Annotated in this window: 34 protein-coding genes; 6 read left to right on the forward strand and 28 right to left on the reverse strand. The window is 42.3% G+C overall.

Annotated features, from left to right (window positions below; translation table 11 throughout):
• The first annotated feature begins 685 nt into the window (after nucleotides 1-685).
• The 6 genes from Q8J68_RS14525 (at nucleotide 686) to Q8J68_RS14550 (ending at nucleotide 2,356) form a co-directional block, all read left to right on the forward strand.
• A complete protein-coding gene (locus Q8J68_RS14525; protein WP_305312224.1) occupies nucleotides 686-1,039 on the forward strand; it encodes a hypothetical protein in 354 nt (117 codons plus the stop codon).
• 61 nt (nucleotides 1,040-1,100) lie between these two features.
• Nucleotides 1,101-1,334: a hypothetical protein gene (locus Q8J68_RS14530; RefSeq protein WP_305312225.1), complete on the forward strand. Its 234-nt coding sequence runs from the start codon at nucleotides 1,101-1,103 to the stop codon at nucleotides 1,332-1,334.
• Nucleotides 1,335-1,537: 203 nt separating this feature from the next.
• Nucleotides 1,538-1,780: a hypothetical protein gene (locus tag Q8J68_RS14535; RefSeq protein ID WP_305312226.1), complete on the forward strand. Its 243-nt coding sequence runs from the start codon at nucleotides 1,538-1,540 to the stop codon at nucleotides 1,778-1,780.
• The gene (locus tag Q8J68_RS14540; protein ID WP_305312227.1) at nucleotides 1,777-1,995 is read left to right on the forward strand and encodes a hypothetical protein; all 219 of its coding nucleotides are present in this window, start codon (nucleotides 1,777-1,779) and stop codon (nucleotides 1,993-1,995) included. Before Q8J68_RS14535 ends, Q8J68_RS14540 begins: the two co-directional genes overlap by 4 nt.
• Before the next feature lie 3 nt (nucleotides 1,996-1,998).
• Entirely contained in the window at nucleotides 1,999-2,226 is a 228-nt protein-coding gene (locus tag Q8J68_RS14545) for a hypothetical protein (protein WP_305312228.1), read from the forward strand.
• On the forward strand, nucleotides 2,219-2,356 hold the full coding sequence (locus tag Q8J68_RS14550; RefSeq protein ID WP_305312229.1) for a hypothetical protein: 138 nt from the start codon (nucleotides 2,219-2,221) through the stop codon (nucleotides 2,354-2,356). Before Q8J68_RS14545 ends, Q8J68_RS14550 begins: the two co-directional genes overlap by 8 nt.
• 117 nt (nucleotides 2,357-2,473) lie before the next feature.
• Here the strand turns inward: Q8J68_RS14550 and Q8J68_RS14555 are convergent, their stop codons facing one another.
• The 28 genes from Q8J68_RS14555 to Q8J68_RS14690 form a co-directional block, all read right to left on the reverse strand.
• Nucleotides 2,474-2,734: a hypothetical protein gene (locus Q8J68_RS14555; protein ID WP_305312230.1), complete on the reverse strand. Its 261-nt coding sequence runs from the start codon at nucleotides 2,732-2,734 to the stop codon at nucleotides 2,474-2,476.
• A gap of 3 nt (nucleotides 2,735-2,737) precedes the next feature.
• Nucleotides 2,738-3,196, reverse strand: a complete 459-nt coding sequence (locus Q8J68_RS14560) for a hypothetical protein (RefSeq protein WP_305312231.1) — start codon at nucleotides 3,194-3,196, stop codon at nucleotides 2,738-2,740.
• A gap of 31 nt (nucleotides 3,197-3,227) precedes the next feature.
• A complete protein-coding gene (locus Q8J68_RS14565) occupies nucleotides 3,228-3,518 on the reverse strand; it encodes a hypothetical protein (RefSeq protein WP_305312232.1) in 291 nt (96 codons plus the stop codon).
• A complete protein-coding gene (locus Q8J68_RS14570) occupies nucleotides 3,515-3,829 on the reverse strand; it encodes a hypothetical protein (protein WP_305312233.1) in 315 nt (104 codons plus the stop codon). Before Q8J68_RS14570 ends, Q8J68_RS14565 begins: the two co-directional genes overlap by 4 nt.
• A 20-nt stretch (nucleotides 3,830-3,849) precedes the next feature.
• Nucleotides 3,850-4,107, reverse strand: a complete 258-nt coding sequence (locus tag Q8J68_RS14575) for an ASCH/PUA domain-containing protein (protein ID WP_305312234.1) — start codon at nucleotides 4,105-4,107, stop codon at nucleotides 3,850-3,852.
• Entirely contained in the window at nucleotides 4,094-4,228 is a 135-nt protein-coding gene (locus Q8J68_RS14580; RefSeq protein ID WP_305312235.1) for a hypothetical protein, read from the reverse strand. The genes Q8J68_RS14575 and Q8J68_RS14580 overlap by 14 nt, the downstream gene beginning before the upstream one ends.
• Nucleotides 4,222-5,061 carry a DUF5131 family protein gene (locus tag Q8J68_RS14585; protein WP_305312236.1) on the reverse strand — a complete coding sequence of 280 codons (840 nt, stop codon included), beginning with the start codon at nucleotides 5,059-5,061 and terminating at the stop codon, nucleotides 4,222-4,224. The genes Q8J68_RS14580 and Q8J68_RS14585 overlap by 7 nt, the downstream gene beginning before the upstream one ends.
• Nucleotides 5,062-5,271: 210 nt before the next feature.
• Entirely contained in the window at nucleotides 5,272-6,045 is a 774-nt protein-coding gene (locus tag Q8J68_RS14590; RefSeq protein ID WP_305312237.1) for a hypothetical protein, read from the reverse strand.
• Nucleotides 6,008-6,340 carry a hypothetical protein gene (locus Q8J68_RS14595; protein WP_305312238.1) on the reverse strand — a complete coding sequence of 111 codons (333 nt, stop codon included), beginning with the start codon at nucleotides 6,338-6,340 and terminating at the stop codon, nucleotides 6,008-6,010. The genes Q8J68_RS14590 and Q8J68_RS14595 overlap by 38 nt, the downstream gene beginning before the upstream one ends.
• Before the next feature lie 290 nt (nucleotides 6,341-6,630).
• Nucleotides 6,631-7,002: a hypothetical protein gene (locus Q8J68_RS14600; protein WP_305312239.1), complete on the reverse strand. Its 372-nt coding sequence runs from the start codon at nucleotides 7,000-7,002 to the stop codon at nucleotides 6,631-6,633.
• A gap of 91 nt (nucleotides 7,003-7,093) precedes the next feature.
• Nucleotides 7,094-7,480: a hypothetical protein gene (locus tag Q8J68_RS14605; RefSeq protein ID WP_305312240.1), complete on the reverse strand. Its 387-nt coding sequence runs from the start codon at nucleotides 7,478-7,480 to the stop codon at nucleotides 7,094-7,096.
• A 57-nt stretch (nucleotides 7,481-7,537) separates the two neighbouring features.
• Entirely contained in the window at nucleotides 7,538-7,966 is a 429-nt protein-coding gene (locus tag Q8J68_RS14610; protein ID WP_305312241.1) for a hypothetical protein, read from the reverse strand.
• Nucleotides 7,967-8,233: 267 nt separating this feature from the next.
• Entirely contained in the window at nucleotides 8,234-8,848 is a 615-nt protein-coding gene (locus Q8J68_RS14615; protein ID WP_305312242.1) for a lambda exonuclease family protein, read from the reverse strand.
• Nucleotides 8,845-9,606 (reverse strand): ERF family protein, encoded by a 762-nt coding sequence (locus Q8J68_RS14620; protein WP_305312243.1) that lies wholly within the window; start codon nucleotides 9,604-9,606, stop codon nucleotides 8,845-8,847. Before Q8J68_RS14620 ends, Q8J68_RS14615 begins: the two co-directional genes overlap by 4 nt.
• Nucleotides 9,603-9,755 (reverse strand): hypothetical protein, encoded by a 153-nt coding sequence (locus Q8J68_RS14625; protein WP_305312244.1) that lies wholly within the window; start codon nucleotides 9,753-9,755, stop codon nucleotides 9,603-9,605. The genes Q8J68_RS14620 and Q8J68_RS14625 overlap by 4 nt, the downstream gene beginning before the upstream one ends.
• Nucleotides 9,752-10,786: a hypothetical protein gene (locus Q8J68_RS14630; RefSeq protein WP_305312245.1), complete on the reverse strand. Its 1,035-nt coding sequence runs from the start codon at nucleotides 10,784-10,786 to the stop codon at nucleotides 9,752-9,754. The genes Q8J68_RS14625 and Q8J68_RS14630 overlap by 4 nt, the downstream gene beginning before the upstream one ends.
• 2 nt (nucleotides 10,787-10,788) lie before the next feature.
• Entirely contained in the window at nucleotides 10,789-11,103 is a 315-nt protein-coding gene (locus tag Q8J68_RS14635) for a hypothetical protein (protein ID WP_305312246.1), read from the reverse strand.
• Between the two features lie 258 nt (nucleotides 11,104-11,361).
• Complete coding sequence (locus Q8J68_RS14640) at nucleotides 11,362-11,640, reverse strand: hypothetical protein (protein WP_305312247.1); 279 nt, start codon at nucleotides 11,638-11,640, stop codon at nucleotides 11,362-11,364.
• Nucleotides 11,607-11,885, reverse strand: coding sequence for a hypothetical protein (locus Q8J68_RS14645; RefSeq protein WP_305312248.1), 279 nt, complete (start codon nucleotides 11,883-11,885; stop codon nucleotides 11,607-11,609). The genes Q8J68_RS14640 and Q8J68_RS14645 overlap by 34 nt, the downstream gene beginning before the upstream one ends.
• A gap of 504 nt (nucleotides 11,886-12,389) precedes the next feature.
• The gene (locus tag Q8J68_RS14650) at nucleotides 12,390-12,578 is read right to left on the reverse strand and encodes a hypothetical protein (RefSeq protein WP_305312249.1); all 189 of its coding nucleotides are present in this window, start codon (nucleotides 12,576-12,578) and stop codon (nucleotides 12,390-12,392) included.
• Nucleotides 12,579-12,762: 184 nt separating this feature from the next.
• Nucleotides 12,763-13,245, reverse strand: a complete 483-nt coding sequence (locus Q8J68_RS14655) for an AP2 domain-containing protein (protein WP_305312250.1) — start codon at nucleotides 13,243-13,245, stop codon at nucleotides 12,763-12,765.
• Nucleotides 13,246-13,247: 2 nt separating this feature from the next.
• Nucleotides 13,248-13,688 (reverse strand): D-Ala-D-Ala carboxypeptidase family metallohydrolase, encoded by a 441-nt coding sequence (locus Q8J68_RS14660; protein ID WP_305312251.1) that lies wholly within the window; start codon nucleotides 13,686-13,688, stop codon nucleotides 13,248-13,250.
• Between the two features lie 208 nt (nucleotides 13,689-13,896).
• The gene (locus tag Q8J68_RS14665; RefSeq protein WP_305312252.1) at nucleotides 13,897-14,169 is read right to left on the reverse strand and encodes a hypothetical protein; all 273 of its coding nucleotides are present in this window, start codon (nucleotides 14,167-14,169) and stop codon (nucleotides 13,897-13,899) included.
• A gap of 121 nt (nucleotides 14,170-14,290) precedes the next feature.
• Nucleotides 14,291-14,530, reverse strand: coding sequence for a hypothetical protein (locus Q8J68_RS14670; RefSeq protein ID WP_305312253.1), 240 nt, complete (start codon nucleotides 14,528-14,530; stop codon nucleotides 14,291-14,293).
• Nucleotides 14,531-14,534: 4 nt separating this feature from the next.
• The gene (locus Q8J68_RS14675) at nucleotides 14,535-15,605 is read right to left on the reverse strand and encodes a hypothetical protein (RefSeq protein WP_305312254.1); all 1,071 of its coding nucleotides are present in this window, start codon (nucleotides 15,603-15,605) and stop codon (nucleotides 14,535-14,537) included.
• Nucleotides 15,569-16,039, reverse strand: coding sequence for a hypothetical protein (locus Q8J68_RS14680; RefSeq protein ID WP_305312255.1), 471 nt, complete (start codon nucleotides 16,037-16,039; stop codon nucleotides 15,569-15,571). Before Q8J68_RS14680 ends, Q8J68_RS14675 begins: the two co-directional genes overlap by 37 nt.
• Before the next feature lie 14 nt (nucleotides 16,040-16,053).
• Nucleotides 16,054-16,335 carry a hypothetical protein gene (locus Q8J68_RS14685; protein ID WP_305312256.1) on the reverse strand — a complete coding sequence of 94 codons (282 nt, stop codon included), beginning with the start codon at nucleotides 16,333-16,335 and terminating at the stop codon, nucleotides 16,054-16,056.
• A gap of 575 nt (nucleotides 16,336-16,910) precedes the next feature.
• Complete coding sequence (locus Q8J68_RS14690; protein WP_305312257.1) at nucleotides 16,911-17,624, reverse strand: hypothetical protein; 714 nt, start codon at nucleotides 17,622-17,624, stop codon at nucleotides 16,911-16,913.
• Nucleotides 17,625-17,714: the final 90 nt, after the last annotated feature.

Below are 17,714 nucleotides of genomic sequence, written 5' to 3' on the forward strand. Positions count from 1 at the left end.
GTTTTTTTTGGTGGTCATTTTGGACCTCGGGACCTTTGGGGTCTTTCGATTATATTAGATATGTTGGGGCGCTCAAGCCATACGGCTGACGCTCGGGAGGACACACGGCGGTAAGTTCTCACGCCCCCGGAATAATGCTTATCCGCCGTATGTCCGCCAAGTAATTTTATACTCAATCCCTTTTTTGCTGCGCGCCGCCATTGTAGGTGCGGCGCATTTTTTTATTCGGTTAGGCTGGGGCTTATTCGGCCTGCCCAGCACGATCCGTCCGGCGGGGGCACCGGCATGAAAGAGTTTCGTTCCCTGGAGTTTTGGTTCATGCTTTGCTTTATACGTCTATGTTTTAAGAATGTCAAGCATTATTTTGGGGATTTTCACAGCTTCCCGTGTTTTTTCCACGGTTTTTTGTTAGTTTTTTGTTGAGATATATTATATAGTTAGTAGAGTAAAAACATAACGTCTTAATATTGCTACTGTTATTTACCTTAACTGTAAAAATATAAGTGCTTGATATTATTAGATACGGTTTTTTGGGCATAGAAAATGCACTGTTATTGGCGAGCGCCGGAGATATGGTGCCGTAAAGAACTGGCGGGCAATCCAGGACAATAATAACACCGTCAGGCCCGATGAGAGATCATTGGGATTGCCCCCTGGCGGTTTTTTTATTGAAGGAGATAAGAAAATGAGAATCGAGCACGAAACCAGCAGTTACAATGAGAGGCGATATGGGCGGCCTTGGATTGCCCAAGTGGACTGCACTAAGAAAGCGGGCGGTGAATTTACTTTTGGGCAATGGATTGGCGACTACCGCAACGGCGGCGAAGGATTGCTTATCCTTGATGGCATCAATCTTGGTGATATATATGCCCGTGGCCAAAAGGATTTTCGCAAACCGCGGAATTCGGCTCCCACTTATCATATATTGGGAGCTGATGGCAAAGGGATTAAGTGTAGTAGTATTGTGGAGGCCCGCAAGGTATCGGCGGCATACGCAGTGCCCCTAATGCAGGAAGTGGGAGAAGGAGAGGGAATCTAATTTTTACACAGCATAACCTTTGGGGGCCGCGCATCCGACACGCGGAGAAAAAGGAGAAGAAATGGAAAAGCAACCAAGCAGCATTATCATCTACAAAAGGGGTGGCGGATATTATGCCGATGTTACAGGACACTTTGGCGGCGGATACTCTGGTGCCCACGCCGGAGACACGCCGGAGGAAGCGGCATTGTTTGCCCTCCGAGAAGAAGGGCGATATATCAAAACCAATCCTCTAGGTGGGACAATGCACGCACCAGAAGAAATCCGCAAAGCCATTGAAACAACGCGGATTTAATTTCACAGCCCTGCCGGCGGGGAGATACACCGGCAGAAAGGAGAAAATGATGCAACAAGGATATGGAAAATGGCATGGCTATGCCACCGACCGAGAAGCGGAGGCCGCCAGGGACAAAGAGGCTAAGCGATTACGAGACCTAGGTTATACGGTTTTGTGCTCAACAAGAACCACAGATGATGGCACCATGATGTATCTTATTGATGTCAACTAACTTGGAAGAGGAAAAGGAAAAAGCCTGCCTGGAATATAACCAGCAGGTAGAAGCGGCAGGATACGGGGCAGGGGATAAAGTTTCCTGCTTTGTGGCCTCTTGGACCGGTTGCGGAGGGGAACTTATCACTGGAACAGTCGCAAAGCGGAAAAAGTATTATGTTGCGCTTGATGTGCCATTTAACGGCAAGAAAAGCGCACACCTGACAAAAGCATGGAGGATTGAGAGATGAAAACAAAAACAATAAATGGCGTTACGCTTTTCAGAAGATCAGCATCATCATCGTGTCCTAAGGGCGCTTGGTTTGGGCAAAAACATCATACATCCTGGATACGGGGATACTGGGTGGTATTTGAAATTGGGACAAAAGGGATGATAATAGCGGATTGTAGAACAGCTCTTGAAGCACAGCGGTTAATTGCAAAGCTGGAAAAGACGGAGGATTGAGAAATGACAAGAAAACAAGAGGAGACCGGAAAAGTTAAAGCGGCCTTAAAGTACTTGCCATACCGAATAAAAGTCCGGCATGGCATAGGAACAGGATCGGGATGGATTAAAATTTATATCCCGCGCGCGGTTTGGGAGATAGAAAATAGAAGGGTTGAGGTACTTGTTGCTGATGCCGTAGATAGACCGCATACAGAAAATAATCATATTTTAGTCACTTGGTATGAATGACATACTCGCCGGAGACGGAAGAAAGGAGAAGGGGAAAGTGATAATTAACCTTGCAATCTTTTTTTGCGGCTTGGCACTGGGGTTTATTTGGGGCTGGGGAATCTGCAACACAATAAGAGACAAGGGGTAATCTTTCCCTTTTCTGGTCCGCCATGACGGAATTATTACTAATATGATAGTAATTTACCTGTGGTGCTGAAAAACGGCTCCCCAGGAAGGCCAGGAATCAACGATCTCATCTTAAGCCTTATCTTCCCTTCTCGAAAAATCCCCTTTCCTGCCGACTTCTTTCAGTTGCATCTATGCTGTGATCCTTGCAGTAATTTCTTAATGTGGTAGATATGAAGGTCGTCTCCTGTGACAACCTGCTTTCTTTCAGCGTCCGCCCTCTTTCTGGTAAATAATCAATGTCGGCGGGTAAATTTCCAGTTCCATTACATATTGGACATGGGATCTTCACTTTTAGCCCGTAAACATAACCACAACCTGCGCAATTAGGACATTCCATTGTTTATCCCTCCTTTTTTATATTCCCTTCTATAAACAGCTTGCCATAATAAACAATTAGCAAAGCATCGGCAACATTATGTGTAATCTTGAGATGCGGAAAAAGTTGTTGAGCCTTCTGTTTGCTAATATTCTTATTTCCGCCTGTGAGGCACCCTAACGCCCTTTGCCATCTTTGAGGTGTAACGTCATGTAATGGATATCTTAACGCGGTAACGACCCCTCTAAGGAAGCCATAGCCCTGCATAAATTTACCAGATGAAGCAATTCCTTGCCCTTTCATGGTATGGACTTTTTCTAAGAAGACGAAAGCAATAGTAGATAATGTTGCTTCCCCAGCAGGCCATTCCGCAAGTAAATCGTAAATGTCTCGTTCTGTACCTGGCATTTTATATGCCGTAACTTTAGACCCGATAAATGCAATTCCCCCATCTTGACCTGGATCAATACCGATAATCATCATCACTCTTCCCCCAACTAAATTAATTCGGCCATCATCTAAAAAACTCCCCGTACTTTTCTCTCATTTCTTCCTTTATTAGCCTTGCCCGATAGAAATCCTGAACCGTTAAAGCTTTTTTCCCTTGCCCTCCTTCCTCTCGATCCTCACGATCAAGAGCTTTCTTCCAAATTCTAAACTTGAATGCAGCCAGACCTTGTTTTTTGTATCCAAGGTATTCCCGATCTTCTGCAGAACAACACCCCCCACACAATCCACGGCTTCTGATAATTTTTTCGCGAAGGCAATTTTTACACATTCTTGGTTTTCTCACTTTTTTGTTCACAATCCACCGGTTGTTCTTGTAATTGGTTGCCCCTTTCCTGTATCCGAGCCACAAACGCCAGGCATTATCACAAAACCAATTTGCGGTTCCTTTCTCCCGTGTTCTATTTCTTCCAAAACGGCCTGTATAATCAAATCCACAAATTTGTCAATTGTGTCGGCGATATAATCTTCCGGCACCCGTGCAGGAATCCTAAATAAATACATTAGTAATCTCTTTGCTTCTTGTTTTGCGGTTTCACCTTTCTTTGGCCGATCCATTGTTTCACAAACCGCATCCATTGTTTTGAGCATTGCCTCAATATTGTCCATTATTTTATCCTCCTTTTCATCTAAACATTCCCCGCAATTGCCTTGCCAAATGCCATACATACATAATTCGGTTCAAGTCCTATACCACCCAATAAATAAGTTACATGCTTCCGCAGTTCACGTCCAGTGTATTCCTTGGTTCGGGGATCCCACTCACGCAATATAAGCACATCGCCAACACGGAATGCTCTATCGTCTTTCCTGAGTTCAAATGTTTTTTCCCCATTCCGGACCGGCTCAAAAAACTCAGCTAAAATTTTCAGTTCATGTGTTTTCATCTTCCATCTCTTCTTCTAATTCCTTTATCCAATCATTATATTCTCTTTCATCCCGTACATCGTCCCATATTTTATCCATCATCCGCTCATAGCGACGGTTTAATTCGTTAAAGCTTACCATGGCAAATCCCTCCTTTGAAGTTTCTCTGGCCATTCTACTATATCTTTACTTAATTTTCCGTTGATGTGTAATTGCTTGACAAATAATGAGACACTTGCCGCCAAGCATTGATCAGCAATACTTTCAGCCCATTCTATTTTCATCGGTCTGCCCGGACGATCACCACATGTTTCACCGCCGAGGATGACGGCGTCAATCCCCCATTTATTATCCGCAGGGCACCCGATAAGATGCCATTCGATTTTGATAGATGATGGTAAAGGACAATAACATTCTCTCTTGAAATCAATTGACCCCAACATTGGCTCAATACTCAAAAACTTCTTTCCTGGCACCTGGAGGAAAATAGGAATTTTCTCATCCGCTTCCTGCTGGTTACAGATAGTGAGGCCATGCCAGACATTAGGCAATTCCTCTGCCCTCTCACTGGCTATTCCGGCGCGTTTTGTTAAAATCAAAAAGGTATGCTGCTGACACTTCTCTATTACGTCATATACTTCTCGTCTAAAATTCTGCATAACTTCGGCATGAAAAAAATCATTCCAAACCGCATACACGGTCGGTTTCCGGCGCGTCAGGATAATATCGAGACGCTTGGGATTAGTGATGATTTCCCCAGTAAAACATGGTTTTCCTTTATCGCAATAGGTTAATCCTTTAACTCCAAACCGGTTCGTCATCACCGCCGACCAGCAATGGTCACATCCTATACTACAAGGAGTGCAACCATCAATGAGGCCAAGTGGCAAATCCCAAAATCTACCTTCTGATATATCCATTATTTTACCCTCCTTTAATCCCAGCATCAAAACGTTAATCTTCTTCCATGTCATCCTCTAACTTCCTAAACCAATCAGAATAATCCTGCTGGTCCAACCAGTCATCATGTCTTTGTCTTCCATTCTTTCGTGTTCCCGGTTCATGTCCTCAAATGTTTTTTTCATATTCCCTCTTTTTTTGACTAATCAATATATTCTGCTCTTTTGTCTTTCACAAGTTTATCGGCAATATCAGGATCATAGAGATAAATATGCCCATCCATTTCAAGAAGTATCTTTTTCAATTCTTTGCCGGATCTCCGCGAGTATCTCTTTTCCTCGCTCACGTTCGGCATCGGTTGTAATAGGACGCTCTTCTCTATATTCCGGTATCCTATATCCTCCCAAGCCTTTTCCTCTTCCATAAACATCACCCTTCTTTCTTTTTTCCCAGGTTACAATAGCGGCTTTCCAGTTTTTCATATTATTCTTACCCACCATCCAGCCATTAGACTCATAAAAAGCCATCCATTCTTCAGGGTCTATATTATTCCCCCTTTCTTTACAATATTGCATTATTTCATTAAGAGATGGACACACAAAAACAACATTTTTTCTTTTATATATTTTCTTTTTATTTGTATCTGAAACTGAAACTGAAACTGAAACGTCTTGTGACGGTTCCGTTATATGTGGTGTTATGTTTGCGTTACGCTTCTCTTTTATCCTAAATCTTTGTTGTCTTAACCTATTAAATTCCCTTTCTTTCTCATCTTTTATTATACGCCGTGACCATAGCGTTACATAACCGTGATAGTCACGCTGTCCACTCGCAATTTTTTCATTTAATAGACAATCAATAATACGATTTGCAGCATCAATATCTGTCCGTAAAATAGTAGCCCAACGCTCTTGTGTTAATGTCAACCTGCCTCTTTGGGGTGCCCACCAAAGACGGCAACATATTCTAATCCATGCACCTTCAATTTCAAGTGAATGCTCATCCAAATCTCGTTGCCAATCAGATGGATAAAAAAGGAAGGCCGGGTTTTTTCCCATTATATGTTTCTCTTTGCATTTTCCGGTAAGATTTCACCGATTCCCATAGTTCTTTTGAGTCCTTGCCGCTGGCGATAACGTGCTCCTCAATATAATCAAAATCAATCGGCTTACCGTTTTTCACCCATTGTCCCGGTTTATCGTCCGTTTTCGTGTTTCGGTTAAAACCGATGATTAGGAAAAGCTGGTTACATGGTGCTAAAATCCGAGCAGTGTTGCAGCCAAGATATTTAATTGCCCGCTTAACAAACTTATCCAGCGGACGAGAAATTCCGTCCTGTGATTTTTCATTCATATCTGTCCTCCCTGCAGTTGAACCCGTGCTTGAATGATATATCTCTGAATCATAATTTCATCTCCTATAAATTCCTTTTCTTGTCCAGGGCAAGGCTCTGTGGATGGGTAAAAACAATATCCCCGCAACTCGGGCACTTTTCGCATTCCAAATCGCCAATGGTCTGTTTTCTCTCGTTTATAATGACATCCCTGGAAATGGCAGTCGTCCGATATTCATCTTGGAAGCAGTTTGTACAAAACATAAATTCACCATATCAAATATCCAGTCAATCAACCCGCCACTCGTCCTCAATTACTGCGTTTCTCCGCCAAAAAGGTTCTTCCCTTCATCCATTCAAATAATTTTTTCACTTTGTTTTTTGTTTTCCTTTCTCCCTTCCATTCAATAATTACTTTAGTAGATGGAAAAGGATTGTTATGAGTTTGACTTTTATCATGATTTCTCTTTTCCCAATAGGCATCCTCATAGCTCATTGGATTTGAATGTCCAATATAACCCGATTCTGCTGTTGTCGTTAGGACAACATATTCGCCCTGAATATGTTTTGCTTCCTCTGCTTGCCGATCGTTTATGATGTTAGAATTTCTTTCACTTGACCATTGAGAATATGATTGATCGTAACGATCATAGTGTGTTCCCCCTTCTCTTTGTCCTACCATAATTTTCTCCTCCTTATAATTATTGATATAACCAATCAATCAATCCGACGCCGGGATCGGGCTATGGTTTCCCGATCACTCTCGGCACGGGTTATCTCTGCTCAACAAAAGCATTCCATGTTTCTTTTTTAGTACCTTCCTCCCTCTCTTTCCACCAACACCAGAGATCTGCCAGAGCGTTGGGAAGGGATTCATCATATATTCCTGGAGTCAGTAATATCCCCAACCCTACCTCAATCATTCCCTTATGTTTTTGTAGCATTGTACCGGCCGGCAACTCCTCCAGCAACTCATCAGTGAGGGGAGCGGAAAAAATACTCCACCGCTCAGGACGGTTTACCATATCTAACGTTTTCGATCTTAATTCCCACTTGTACTTACGTTTGCTATAAATCCACCAGAGTTTAGTCTCCTTCGACCATCCTACGGCAAACAGTTCGTAGCTATGTTTTAAATCGCAAACATACTTTGGGTTCATACTTAGCTTCCTTTCTCACGTTCGTAACTAATAATTTATCCATTCTCATCTCCCTCTCTATAATTCAAACATCGGCGGTTCGCTAGGTGATGGAATATAAACATTAAGAAATTCGGCGGACCATTGTTGAATTTGTTCGTAATATTTATTGAATCTCACCGTGTCCATATCCGCCGTACTTTCAATAATTGTTAGCCCTGTTTTATCATCTACCCGGCTGGCAAATTTCTGTTTCAGGGCGTCGTGCATTTCATCCCGGCTGAATCCGGTATGCTCACAAAGGATATCCACAGCGATACCAAAATAGGCCCGGTTCTGCTGGATACTTCGCTGGCTTTTCTTCTTCCGTAACAAAACCTCTACGTATTGCCCTTCATACTTTGACAGATGGACCCGGAAGCGATTAGGAGCTTCAAGAATCAGTTTTCCCTTTTCAACCTTTCCGCAGAAGAGAGGATTCATAGCCTTGCCTAATGTGTTACGCATATTATGTGTTATGTGTTAATTTTTTCATAATTAAAGCATTCTGTTCGACCAGAGGAATTTATGTCAATTTCAATTTCATCGTTGCCACATTGATGTTGATATGCTTCTCTTTCATCTTCTTTGAAAACATAGTAAACACAATTCTTTGCTTGACAGAGAACTTTGACTAACATGATAATCTCCACACAACAACCGGCTCAAGATACGGCAGAACTTCACGGCAATCACTGTGATAGATCAGGATTCCGGCATGATCGTAATAGGGGGTCATTTCAAAGCCTCCAGTTTTCGAACCATCAGGATAAGTTCTGCCGCGAAGTCATCAAGGGCTTTTGCCAGCTTGCTGATAAAGGGTTCATCCCTTTTTATCTCTAAAATTAAAGGTGGTAAACCAGCATAGGAACTCATGAAATAGCAAAGTTCCCGCTCTGTAACGTAAAGGGACATCTGGCACTGCCCGAAGTAATCAGACGGGAGCTTTCCATCGAAAAGGTATTTCACATGAGTTTTTAACATCGGATTTTTCAGTTCAAGTATAGCATTTTCTCCTACAAGGCCATCGGGCGAACAATGGTACAGTTTCCATTCATCCTTGTAAACGATCCCGACCTGCCGTACTTCTACCCCGTAAATCATCGTGAAAAGGCTTCTGGAGGTGTTTTCTCGTTCGATGCCATCCAGCATAGCCTGGGACTGAAAAGACTCCTCACAATAGCCTGTGATTGATTCTCCGGCCAGTTGGTAAAGGTAATCGATCCTCTGCTTGGATATTTCCCCCGAATTTGTGATAATCTTGGAAATAGATGAGGATCCAGGATTGCCGGCCCGGGCCAAGTACCATTCTTCTGAACGTTGGTTAAAAGAATCAATTATTAAACTCATTTGGCACTTGCCTTTTCCTTCTCCTGCTTTTCTTTTGCCTTCAAAGAGGCCAAAGCCTTATTATAATCTTTGGACTCAATCTTTCCAATGGATTCGCATTCCATATATTTCAGAAACATTTTTTCGCTGGAATTGGGCGTGTTATTAAGATAGTCAGTAATGGTTGAAATCTGTTGCTCGGTTACATATTCAACCGCTTTCTGTCCATTGTCGTCCATATCGTGTGTGGCGAGTCCTGTCAGCGCGAGGATAGTATACCGTTCAAGATATGAAAGCGTTGATCCCAGAGCCTGAATTGCGTTTTTTCCCCCCGAAGTGTCGAGAGGGGCAGTAAGCGCGGTTGACTCAGAATGCCCCAGGACATGAGTGATTTTACACGTGACGGTTACGCCTTTGTCACTCTGTTCGGTTATCCATGCCGCTGAAAGTCCGTGTTTACTCAAAGCAGAATTGATCTTTGTTGTCACATTGCCCAAGGTGGCATGGCTATACTCCGTTTTTCCAGTCGTTGTTTTGAATTCAACGTGTCTGTCCTTTTCGATTTCCGGGGGGTTCTTTTTAAATTTCGCCATGCCGACCGTATAACTCTTCCGTGCTTGAGTGGCCTCATAGCGTTCCTGTAAAATCATAAACTTTTCGAGCTTGTCTAAATCCATGCCTTTTGATAAAGCCACGGCCATTAACGAAGCCGGTGAATTGTCTGGCCGTGGCCCCGTTACCATATCATCTGCTTCGTAGCGTTCTATCTCTTCGGTCATTGTGTTGCCTCCCCTAACTGTTCTTTCAAATCATAAACAATCCCATCTAATTCCTCAATTATCTCGTCTTTTTCTTTTATAATCTCACACACCGGACATTTACGGCTGGTGTAACAAATTTCGTCATGTCCATTGTCGCATAGGTTCATAGTGCCTCCGCTGCTTTGCGTAATGTTTCAATCAATCCAGTAATTCCAATTTTAAAGGTTGAAATGATTGCTTTCCCTTCCGCCGTTTTCATATCCGGGAAGAAGTATTCCGTTTTTGCAAAGGTGAGAAGACGTTCTTTATCAGGGCGCCAGGCTTCTTTTTTTTCCGCCACGATCTTGGCGAGCCGGTCGGCCTCCGCCAATTTCAGGGCATTCTGTCTTGCAAATTCTTCCGCATCTTTCAGGGCTTTCTCTGCGCCTTCCTTACGGGCTTTCTCAAGTTCTTGGGCGTGTATGGCATCATCAAGGATTTTCTGCCTCGCATCCTCGATTTTCTTTTGTTCGGCCTTGAGATAGTTGGATTCCTCTTCCTGTTTCCGGGCGACCTCCGCAAGGCGCTGCCGTTCGGCCTCTTGTTCGACGGCTATCTTGGCCAAGCATTCGGTTTCCTCTTTGCGCTTGACTTCTTCTTCATCTGCAAAGCGCTTTTCTTTGGCAATTATTCTATTAAATAAGAATATTTGCTCTTCAAATTGCGAGTCTGTCAAAGACCGCACCATGACATCAGGCAATGCCTTAATGCCGGAGTGTGGCATATCACATATCCAGACCTGCCCATTAAACGCAATGCCGAGGGCAGCAAGTCGATCACGGCGCACCTGGATACGCAATTCCTCTTGCCGTTCCTTTTCCTTTGTAATGGCTTCTAAGGCATCGATAATGGCCTGTTCTTCAGTTACCAGGTGGTCTTCAATTGGTAAAAGCAGCCCCTTGATCCGGTTTGCCTCCTCATCAATGGCTTGGCCGTAACGTAATGCGTCACCTTTCAGCTCCTTCCGCTTGTTCTCGACCTTCACCCGCGTCCCTTTGACTACCATTCTGGCATCGTGAACTTTTTTGAATCCGTCTTTGTCTTCAATCCCGTTAATCTTTAATGATAAATACTGCTCCGCCATTTGAGCGATGATTGCATCTGTAACCGCAATCGTTTCAAATAATTTGTCATCTATAACCAATAAACTTCTTTCCATCGTTATACCTCCCTTACGTGCGCCCTTACCAAACGGCTGGCAAGTTCAAAGTAATCATACGGCTCGGCCACAGGCGCGTTCATGGCCGGATCGTCCAGATTACATAGATTCATGTACTGGCTATCGTTTTGATGGAATAGCCTCTTTGTAGTAGGTACATTGCCTCTTGCTATTTGCTTTCTATAACAATTCTCTGCGGAATTCTCATCATCAAAAAACTCCCAACCTTTCCCAGTGTAAGCATTATTGGGAGATGAGATATTGTAAGTTACTGTCCATATAGGCCAGTGTTTCTTTTTTGTAGATACATCAATCATTCGGCTCTTAACTTCCCAACCATGCTTTAACCTTTCTCGGCGATCCCCAACACCCAGAAGGAATCTCGTTATAAATATATATTACAATCTCTTTAAGCGCATCGAGATTCTCCTCGTCCCCTCTCCCAAAAGCTTCAAAGAGATTATTTTCCAGCACCGCCGTCACGAAATGTCTAGGGGGTACTTTGTCTACGACATAGCGCCGGATACTATTACGCGTCCTTTCGGGTATCATCCTGTTCTCCTTTCCTTCGATTTCTATTTTATCTCACACCTTTGGCCATTCAAAAGATAGGTCATGCGACCATCTGTTTCTATCTCGATGACTTCCAGTCTGATTTTGCGGTCCTGACAGTGTTTTTCTATTTTAACTTTTTGATATTCAGACAGAACACGGGGCGGACGGTCTTCCGGATCTGTTGTGAAGACCTTGAAAAGCAGCCAACAAATCATCAGCCAGGCAATAAAGAGAACGATTATCGCAAGCCTTTTGCCTATCTTTTCTAAGGTTTTTTCATTATATGTTTCGCGCACCATTCCTTAACTTCTCCTGTGATTTTGTTAAGGGATTTAGTTTTTTCATCTCTCATCTCTTCAATCTCTTTTCTCAATGCATCCTCGTGAAGTTTACGTCTCCAATTTGGCATTGTATAACGTTCTTCCGACCCGAGCGGCTCGTCCTGAATGAAGAGCGAGACATCGCAGCAGAGAGATTTCATGCCTTTGCCGTTGATTTTTATAACACAGGGTTCAAGGCATTTTTTGCATCTCACGACGCGCATATTATATCTCCCTTGAATTTCTCGGTCTTGGCGCGACTTCCTTGAAGTGCTTCTATGCCTTCACGCCAGACAGAATAGTTTAGAGGTTTTTTTGAAGAACTTCGCTTTTGAAATCCTATCCAGCAGTTAAAACCTTTACCTTTCAAGAAATTAAAATGAGGTAAACAGTCTTCCTCGGAAGGCAACCACTTCGTTACTCTGAAATACGGTTTTTTTATCATAACTTCACCTTTTTTATCCGTTATCCCAACATAGTGCATTTTCTATGCCCAAAAAACCGTATTCAATAATATTAGCTACTTGCATTTTCGTTTTTATTGCAAATAACAGAAGGAAAATCACTTACTTATGATTATTTGACTTTAATGCTGCGAAATTATTGGGAAAAAACCGTGGAAAAAACTGGGGAAAAACACATATTGCCTGTGATTTTCACCAAAAACTGTGGAAAAGAGGGCGGCAGAGAAAGGAGGGAGCTGCCGCCCTCCCCAAGCAAGAGAAAAATTACCAGGTTACTTCCCCCTTAGTCACAAACCTGACAATAATTCCCAACACTTGTGTCAAAATACCACAATAGAGCGCCCACTGCGCTGAACCCACTATTCCAGTAGCAATAAGAATCATCCCGATCAATCCCAATAGTTGTACCCAGATACTTTTTGAAGCCCAAAAATGTTTAGCTACTTCTGCCATTTTACACCTCCCCTCCATAAAGAGCGTTAAGAAACCATCCTGGCCACTTGCCACGTACTAGTCTGACAAATAACGCAACCGGAAAAGTGAGTAGAAACCAAATAATTGCTACAATAACTTCCAACAATGCTTTCACATTCACGTATCCTATGGATTGAAAATTCTTATCCTGTTTTTTGTTGGCTTACAGACTCACGTCATTTAGTCTTGCAAATTCTCCGAATAACTCTACCGCTGCATTGTTATATGCCATTGCTGCCAATTCTCTTGATGAATGATAACCTAAGTGTCTCATTCTATAATTATGTTTAATCTGTGCAATCCATTTTTTAGCTAATTTATGCCAACAAACTCCTTTGTAACCAGACCTAGACGTTAAGGGAACCTTTCTGTTAAATGCGTTTTGGTGGATGCTGCATATCCTTAAATTCTTTTTTTGGTTGTTTAATCCATTCCCATCTATGTGGTCTGACATCATATTGCAGGGTGTATTCAATAATTCTTGATGCATGGCTATGGTAGTTCTATGCCCATTGATTCTAACATGACGAATAGCATAACAAGTTCTGGCGCATTGCCTTGGATGCCATTTGAACTGTGATATGTAATCATAATTTTCATCATCAATTAGAACCGTTCTATTCTGTGTTAATTTTATCTCTTTCATTATTATGCCCTGAATAAGTAAATTCTGTTTCGTCCCTTTGGTATCTTACCCATGTCAATATGCAGCCAAGGGACAGTTGCTTCTATTCGCATAATCTTTATGAGCCGTTCATCGTCTTTGTTTTCCATAATATGGAGTCGCATTTTATCATAATCTGCGCCCTTAATATGGCAATCAGCAGCATTGCCCATTCTATGCTGGCTAAACTGTGCCCCCACAGTGCATTCAGGAGGTCTATAACCGCAATACTGACGTGCATAGGTAGAAGTGTTCCCCCACCAGTTATTAACCGAAATAGGGCTTCCCAAGAAGTCTCGCAGGCCATCCAAAGAATAAAGCAGATCGGGCGTGAACAGTTTCCACGCTTCTTGGATTGTTTCCCTTTCACTGTATTTGTAATAAGTATCCCTATCAATAATCTCGTAAATCTGGAAAAAGCGCATGTTTTACCTCCTACTTAACCACCGTCTCTTTAGGTTGTAGCACAGGAATATGTCCCCAAATTCTTTTATGATAGGGACACCACCAACTTCCTCCTGTATCCCTCTCTGCGACTCCACAGCGGCACACAGGAACCCATAAAAAACGTCCATAACCAATTGGAATTGGCACTGTATAGTCAACTGCTGTACTCATTCATTTTTCCTCCTTTTATCGAAACCACAGACCCACCACACCGGTAGCTATTAAAGCCAAGATCAATCTTATAAACCATTTTCCCCAGTCTCGTTTTTTCTCTTCCTGTTTGCTCTCAGCACAATTGACAGCTGCTATAACTGCAAATCGCTTTTCGTAATCCGCAAATTTTTCAAGGCATGGCAATTTATGGTTGCCGAAATCCTGGCGCAAATCTTCAATTTTGTTTCCAAGCCTCTCGAATCCAGCATCCACTTTTTGTGTTAAAACTTCAAATTCATTCGGCATAAATAAATTATCTCCTAAAGCTAAAACATTAGAAAAAACCTGTCCAGATAGTTATAAGCCGTCTGTTTAGCTGACGGAGTATCACTTTTCTAATTTCGCCCGTTCGTCTATCGCCTGAGCTTCATAATCCTTCAGGTATTAGAGAATCAATGACAGTTTGTATTTTATTTTTTTCGGCTTGTTTCTCGTTCGCTTTTGCTTCCTGCTCTCTTAAATATTTTTCAAATGTCATTTTTAATTCTTCAAGATTCTCTGTTTGTGATAAAAAATGGAAAATCTTTTCTCCTGTATTTTCACAAATAAAGAACTCTCCCGTTAATGTATCGTGCCCATCAACTGCGCCATTAAATACAATTTTCATTTTTCTACTCCTTCATTCCTGAAAATAGTGAAGTCATGACTCGATTGCCCGTGCCTGAAATTGCTACCGCACAAAACAAAGCTAATCCAGGACTCCAGCAAACTGAAAACCAGCTATTATCTGCCGCTGATGTGCGGATAGTCCACGTAATCCCATCGGGGCTGGTCATTACCCTATTGCCCGTGCCTGTATAAGCTACCGCACAAAACAAAGCTAATCCAGGACTCCAGCAAACTGAAAACCAGCTATTATCTGCCGCTGATGTGCGAATTGTCCACGTAATGCCATCAGGGCTGGTCATTACCCTATTGCCCGTGCCTGAATTTGCTACCGCACAAAACACAGCTAATCCAGGACTCCAGCAAACTGAGTACCAGCTATTATCTGCCGCTGATGTGCGGATAGTCCAGTTACTGACGATTAAAGAGGATGTGAATGGACGCACTGATAAGACTACTGAAAATAAAGCTGTTCCATTGCATTGAATTAACCGAGCCTCGCCTGGATACACAACGGATGTAGTCGCTCCATCTATCGTCTCCGCGGCATTGGGGTCTAATGTGACCTCTCCCGTTCCTGAGTTTCGATAATAGCAATACCAGCCGGAACCGAGAGTGGCCGCCGCCGTGAACGTCTGCGTAAACGTGCCGCCGGTGATGTCTATAAGGGTCTTTCTGTCGTCTTTGGTGAGAATAGTATTGGTTGTGCGGGGGGAACGGATTATCTTATGCAACTCCTCCACTACTCCCTCTATCTCCTCCAACACCTCAGTAAATATGGCGAGAATATATTTATCCCCCTCAACCCATACTTGCTGCGCCCCATCGCCAATAGCATTTCTTGCCTTAATCGTAAGGGTATTGCCAGTGCGAGACTTAATGTTTATCCCTTCCCTTGCAGAACTCATGTGAGGGGCTACAACGGTTGAAGGAAAAACCACTATTATAAAGTTTGCTGTGGGCAAGACGCCGCTGGAACCATTGGGGACTATGGCAAAAGTAGTATCCTCTCCCTGTGCAGAGGTTACGCCCCCAGCACCTATTGTACCGAAACAAAAGTTCGAAAGTTTGAACATACTTCCTCCTTATTATTTAAAAATTCATAAGCTATTGTATTTATTAGCTCCATATTTATATTTTTCAAAATACTATGATAAATATCATTATGCAATGTTTTAGGAACATAGATAACATGTTCTTTATCTATATGATGCCCATGCGCTCCTTCAAAATAATTATTCAAAGGGGTGAATCCAAATTGTTTACGTTTAGCCTTAGATTTTCTTTTCGTTTCTTTCCCCTTTAAAGATTGGCAGTATATCTTCATTGCTTTGTAGTGTGCTAACCGATGGTTTCTGCCATATATTTTCCCTTCCTCGCGGTGTGTTAAACGGTAATCTCTTTGATATGCCTTTATTTCTTCAGCGTGCTTTTGATGCTGTATTTTTATTTCTTCAGCGTGTGTTTGATAATAAGCCTTATTGTATGCCTTTCTCTTTTCAATATCCAAACCCCATTGCCTCCTTACGTGAATATTTCGTAAACGGTTAGCACGATGGTCTCTCCACGACCTGTCTCTCCGCCAATAGTTAGTATTGGCTGGATTCGGTACTCTCCTGCCTGCGATAAGTCCCCTTCATTAACAAAATATCTCAAATAATTAGAGCCATAAATGTCGGGAACCCATTCTGTTAAGGTCTGGTCTGGTTTTCTAACTTTTAAGGCAATATCTGTCGCAGAAGAAATATCTTCTTGCATGTCTATTACAAGTATTGTCCACTCGTCGTCTTTATAAACCCGCGGCACGTTATAGTCCTCATTTTCTCAGTTTAGACTTAAAAAATACCGTAAAGATAAAAGAACTTAACTCTTTTATCTTCCACCATAAATTAAAACTTCCTGATGATATGCTTCCTATTATATCGTTACCTAACATTTTTTTCAAGGTTTCTGTCTAATTATACTGGATTTTAACTCCACCTGTTTAGTTATTCCTGACTTAAAAAGCATTAAAAAGATAAAGGACGACAACTCCTTTATTTTCCACCATAAATTAAAACTTCCTGATGATATGCTTCCTATTATATCGTTACCTAACATTTTTTTCAAAGCTTCTGTTTAATTATGCTGGATTTTAGCTCCACCTGTTTAGTTAGTTCTGACTGTAATCTAACTATCCTGATTATCCCCGACCGTAAATTGACCAATTCTCCCCTTATCTGCCGATATGGTATAAAGCTTCCCAGCGGAAAGCTTCCCACTATAATCCTGCCTAACATCGGTATTTCTTCCCCTTCAGAATCCCCTTATCCCAAAGACATACATCCCAATTGCAAAGGCAATCGTTATTAGAATGCCATCATACATTCTTTCGCGCTCCCTTAATCTATCGCCGAGAAGTCCCCGCTAATTTCATAAGTTACCGTCAACTGCGCACCGCTAACCACATCAACGACAGGAGAGAGGACGGAACGCTCCATCATAAAATCGCCCGAGCCATTGAACATGTAACCGTACCAATAAAGTCCAATTTCTTTTACGGTGATAAGACCTCCTGAATTATTGTTAAAAAATCTTCCAAGCGTTCCCTTCCATATTTTTGTTTCTGAATTATAATTTTGTGTTGGTATAGCCATAGCAACATACGAAAAATTTCCGGCGGCAGTTCCAGCAGGTATGATTACTGCAAGAGCAAATTGGTTAGCGTTGAAGGCTGTATCTACAGTTCCAACTACTATACCATATGTATTGGTTATTCCGTTGTTTGCAAAACCGCTGCCTAAAATAAGGCCGCTGAGTGCAATCGGAGTTCTCGTCGTAAGACTCGTAATCGCACCGCTTGTTTTTTTACCCGACATTTTACCTACACCAAAAGTGCCTGTGCCATCACCTCCGACATTGGACGCAGTGCCTAATAAAAGATTATAGAAATTCCTCGTCCAACTATGCCCCCTCTGGACATCATCAAAAGTCAGCACTCCATTTTTATCATGCACCTGAAGGTGGATAAAAACTTCGGGTGGCGGTTGGACTTTAAGTTCAAGACATATGTTTTTTAACTCTACAAATCTTGCTTCTTCGATTGGATTTAGCATTTTTACCTCCTAATCTTTAGTCCAGAGACTATGCGTTCCTGACTGTGAGCCGGATGTATTTATAGCAGCGCCTCCAGGGGTTGCTGATAC

Origin of the sequence: Methanolobus sp. (assembly GCF_030682845.1) — an archaeon.
In the GTDB taxonomy this organism is placed as follows: domain Archaea; phylum Halobacteriota; class Methanosarcinia; order Methanosarcinales; family Methanosarcinaceae; genus Methanolobus.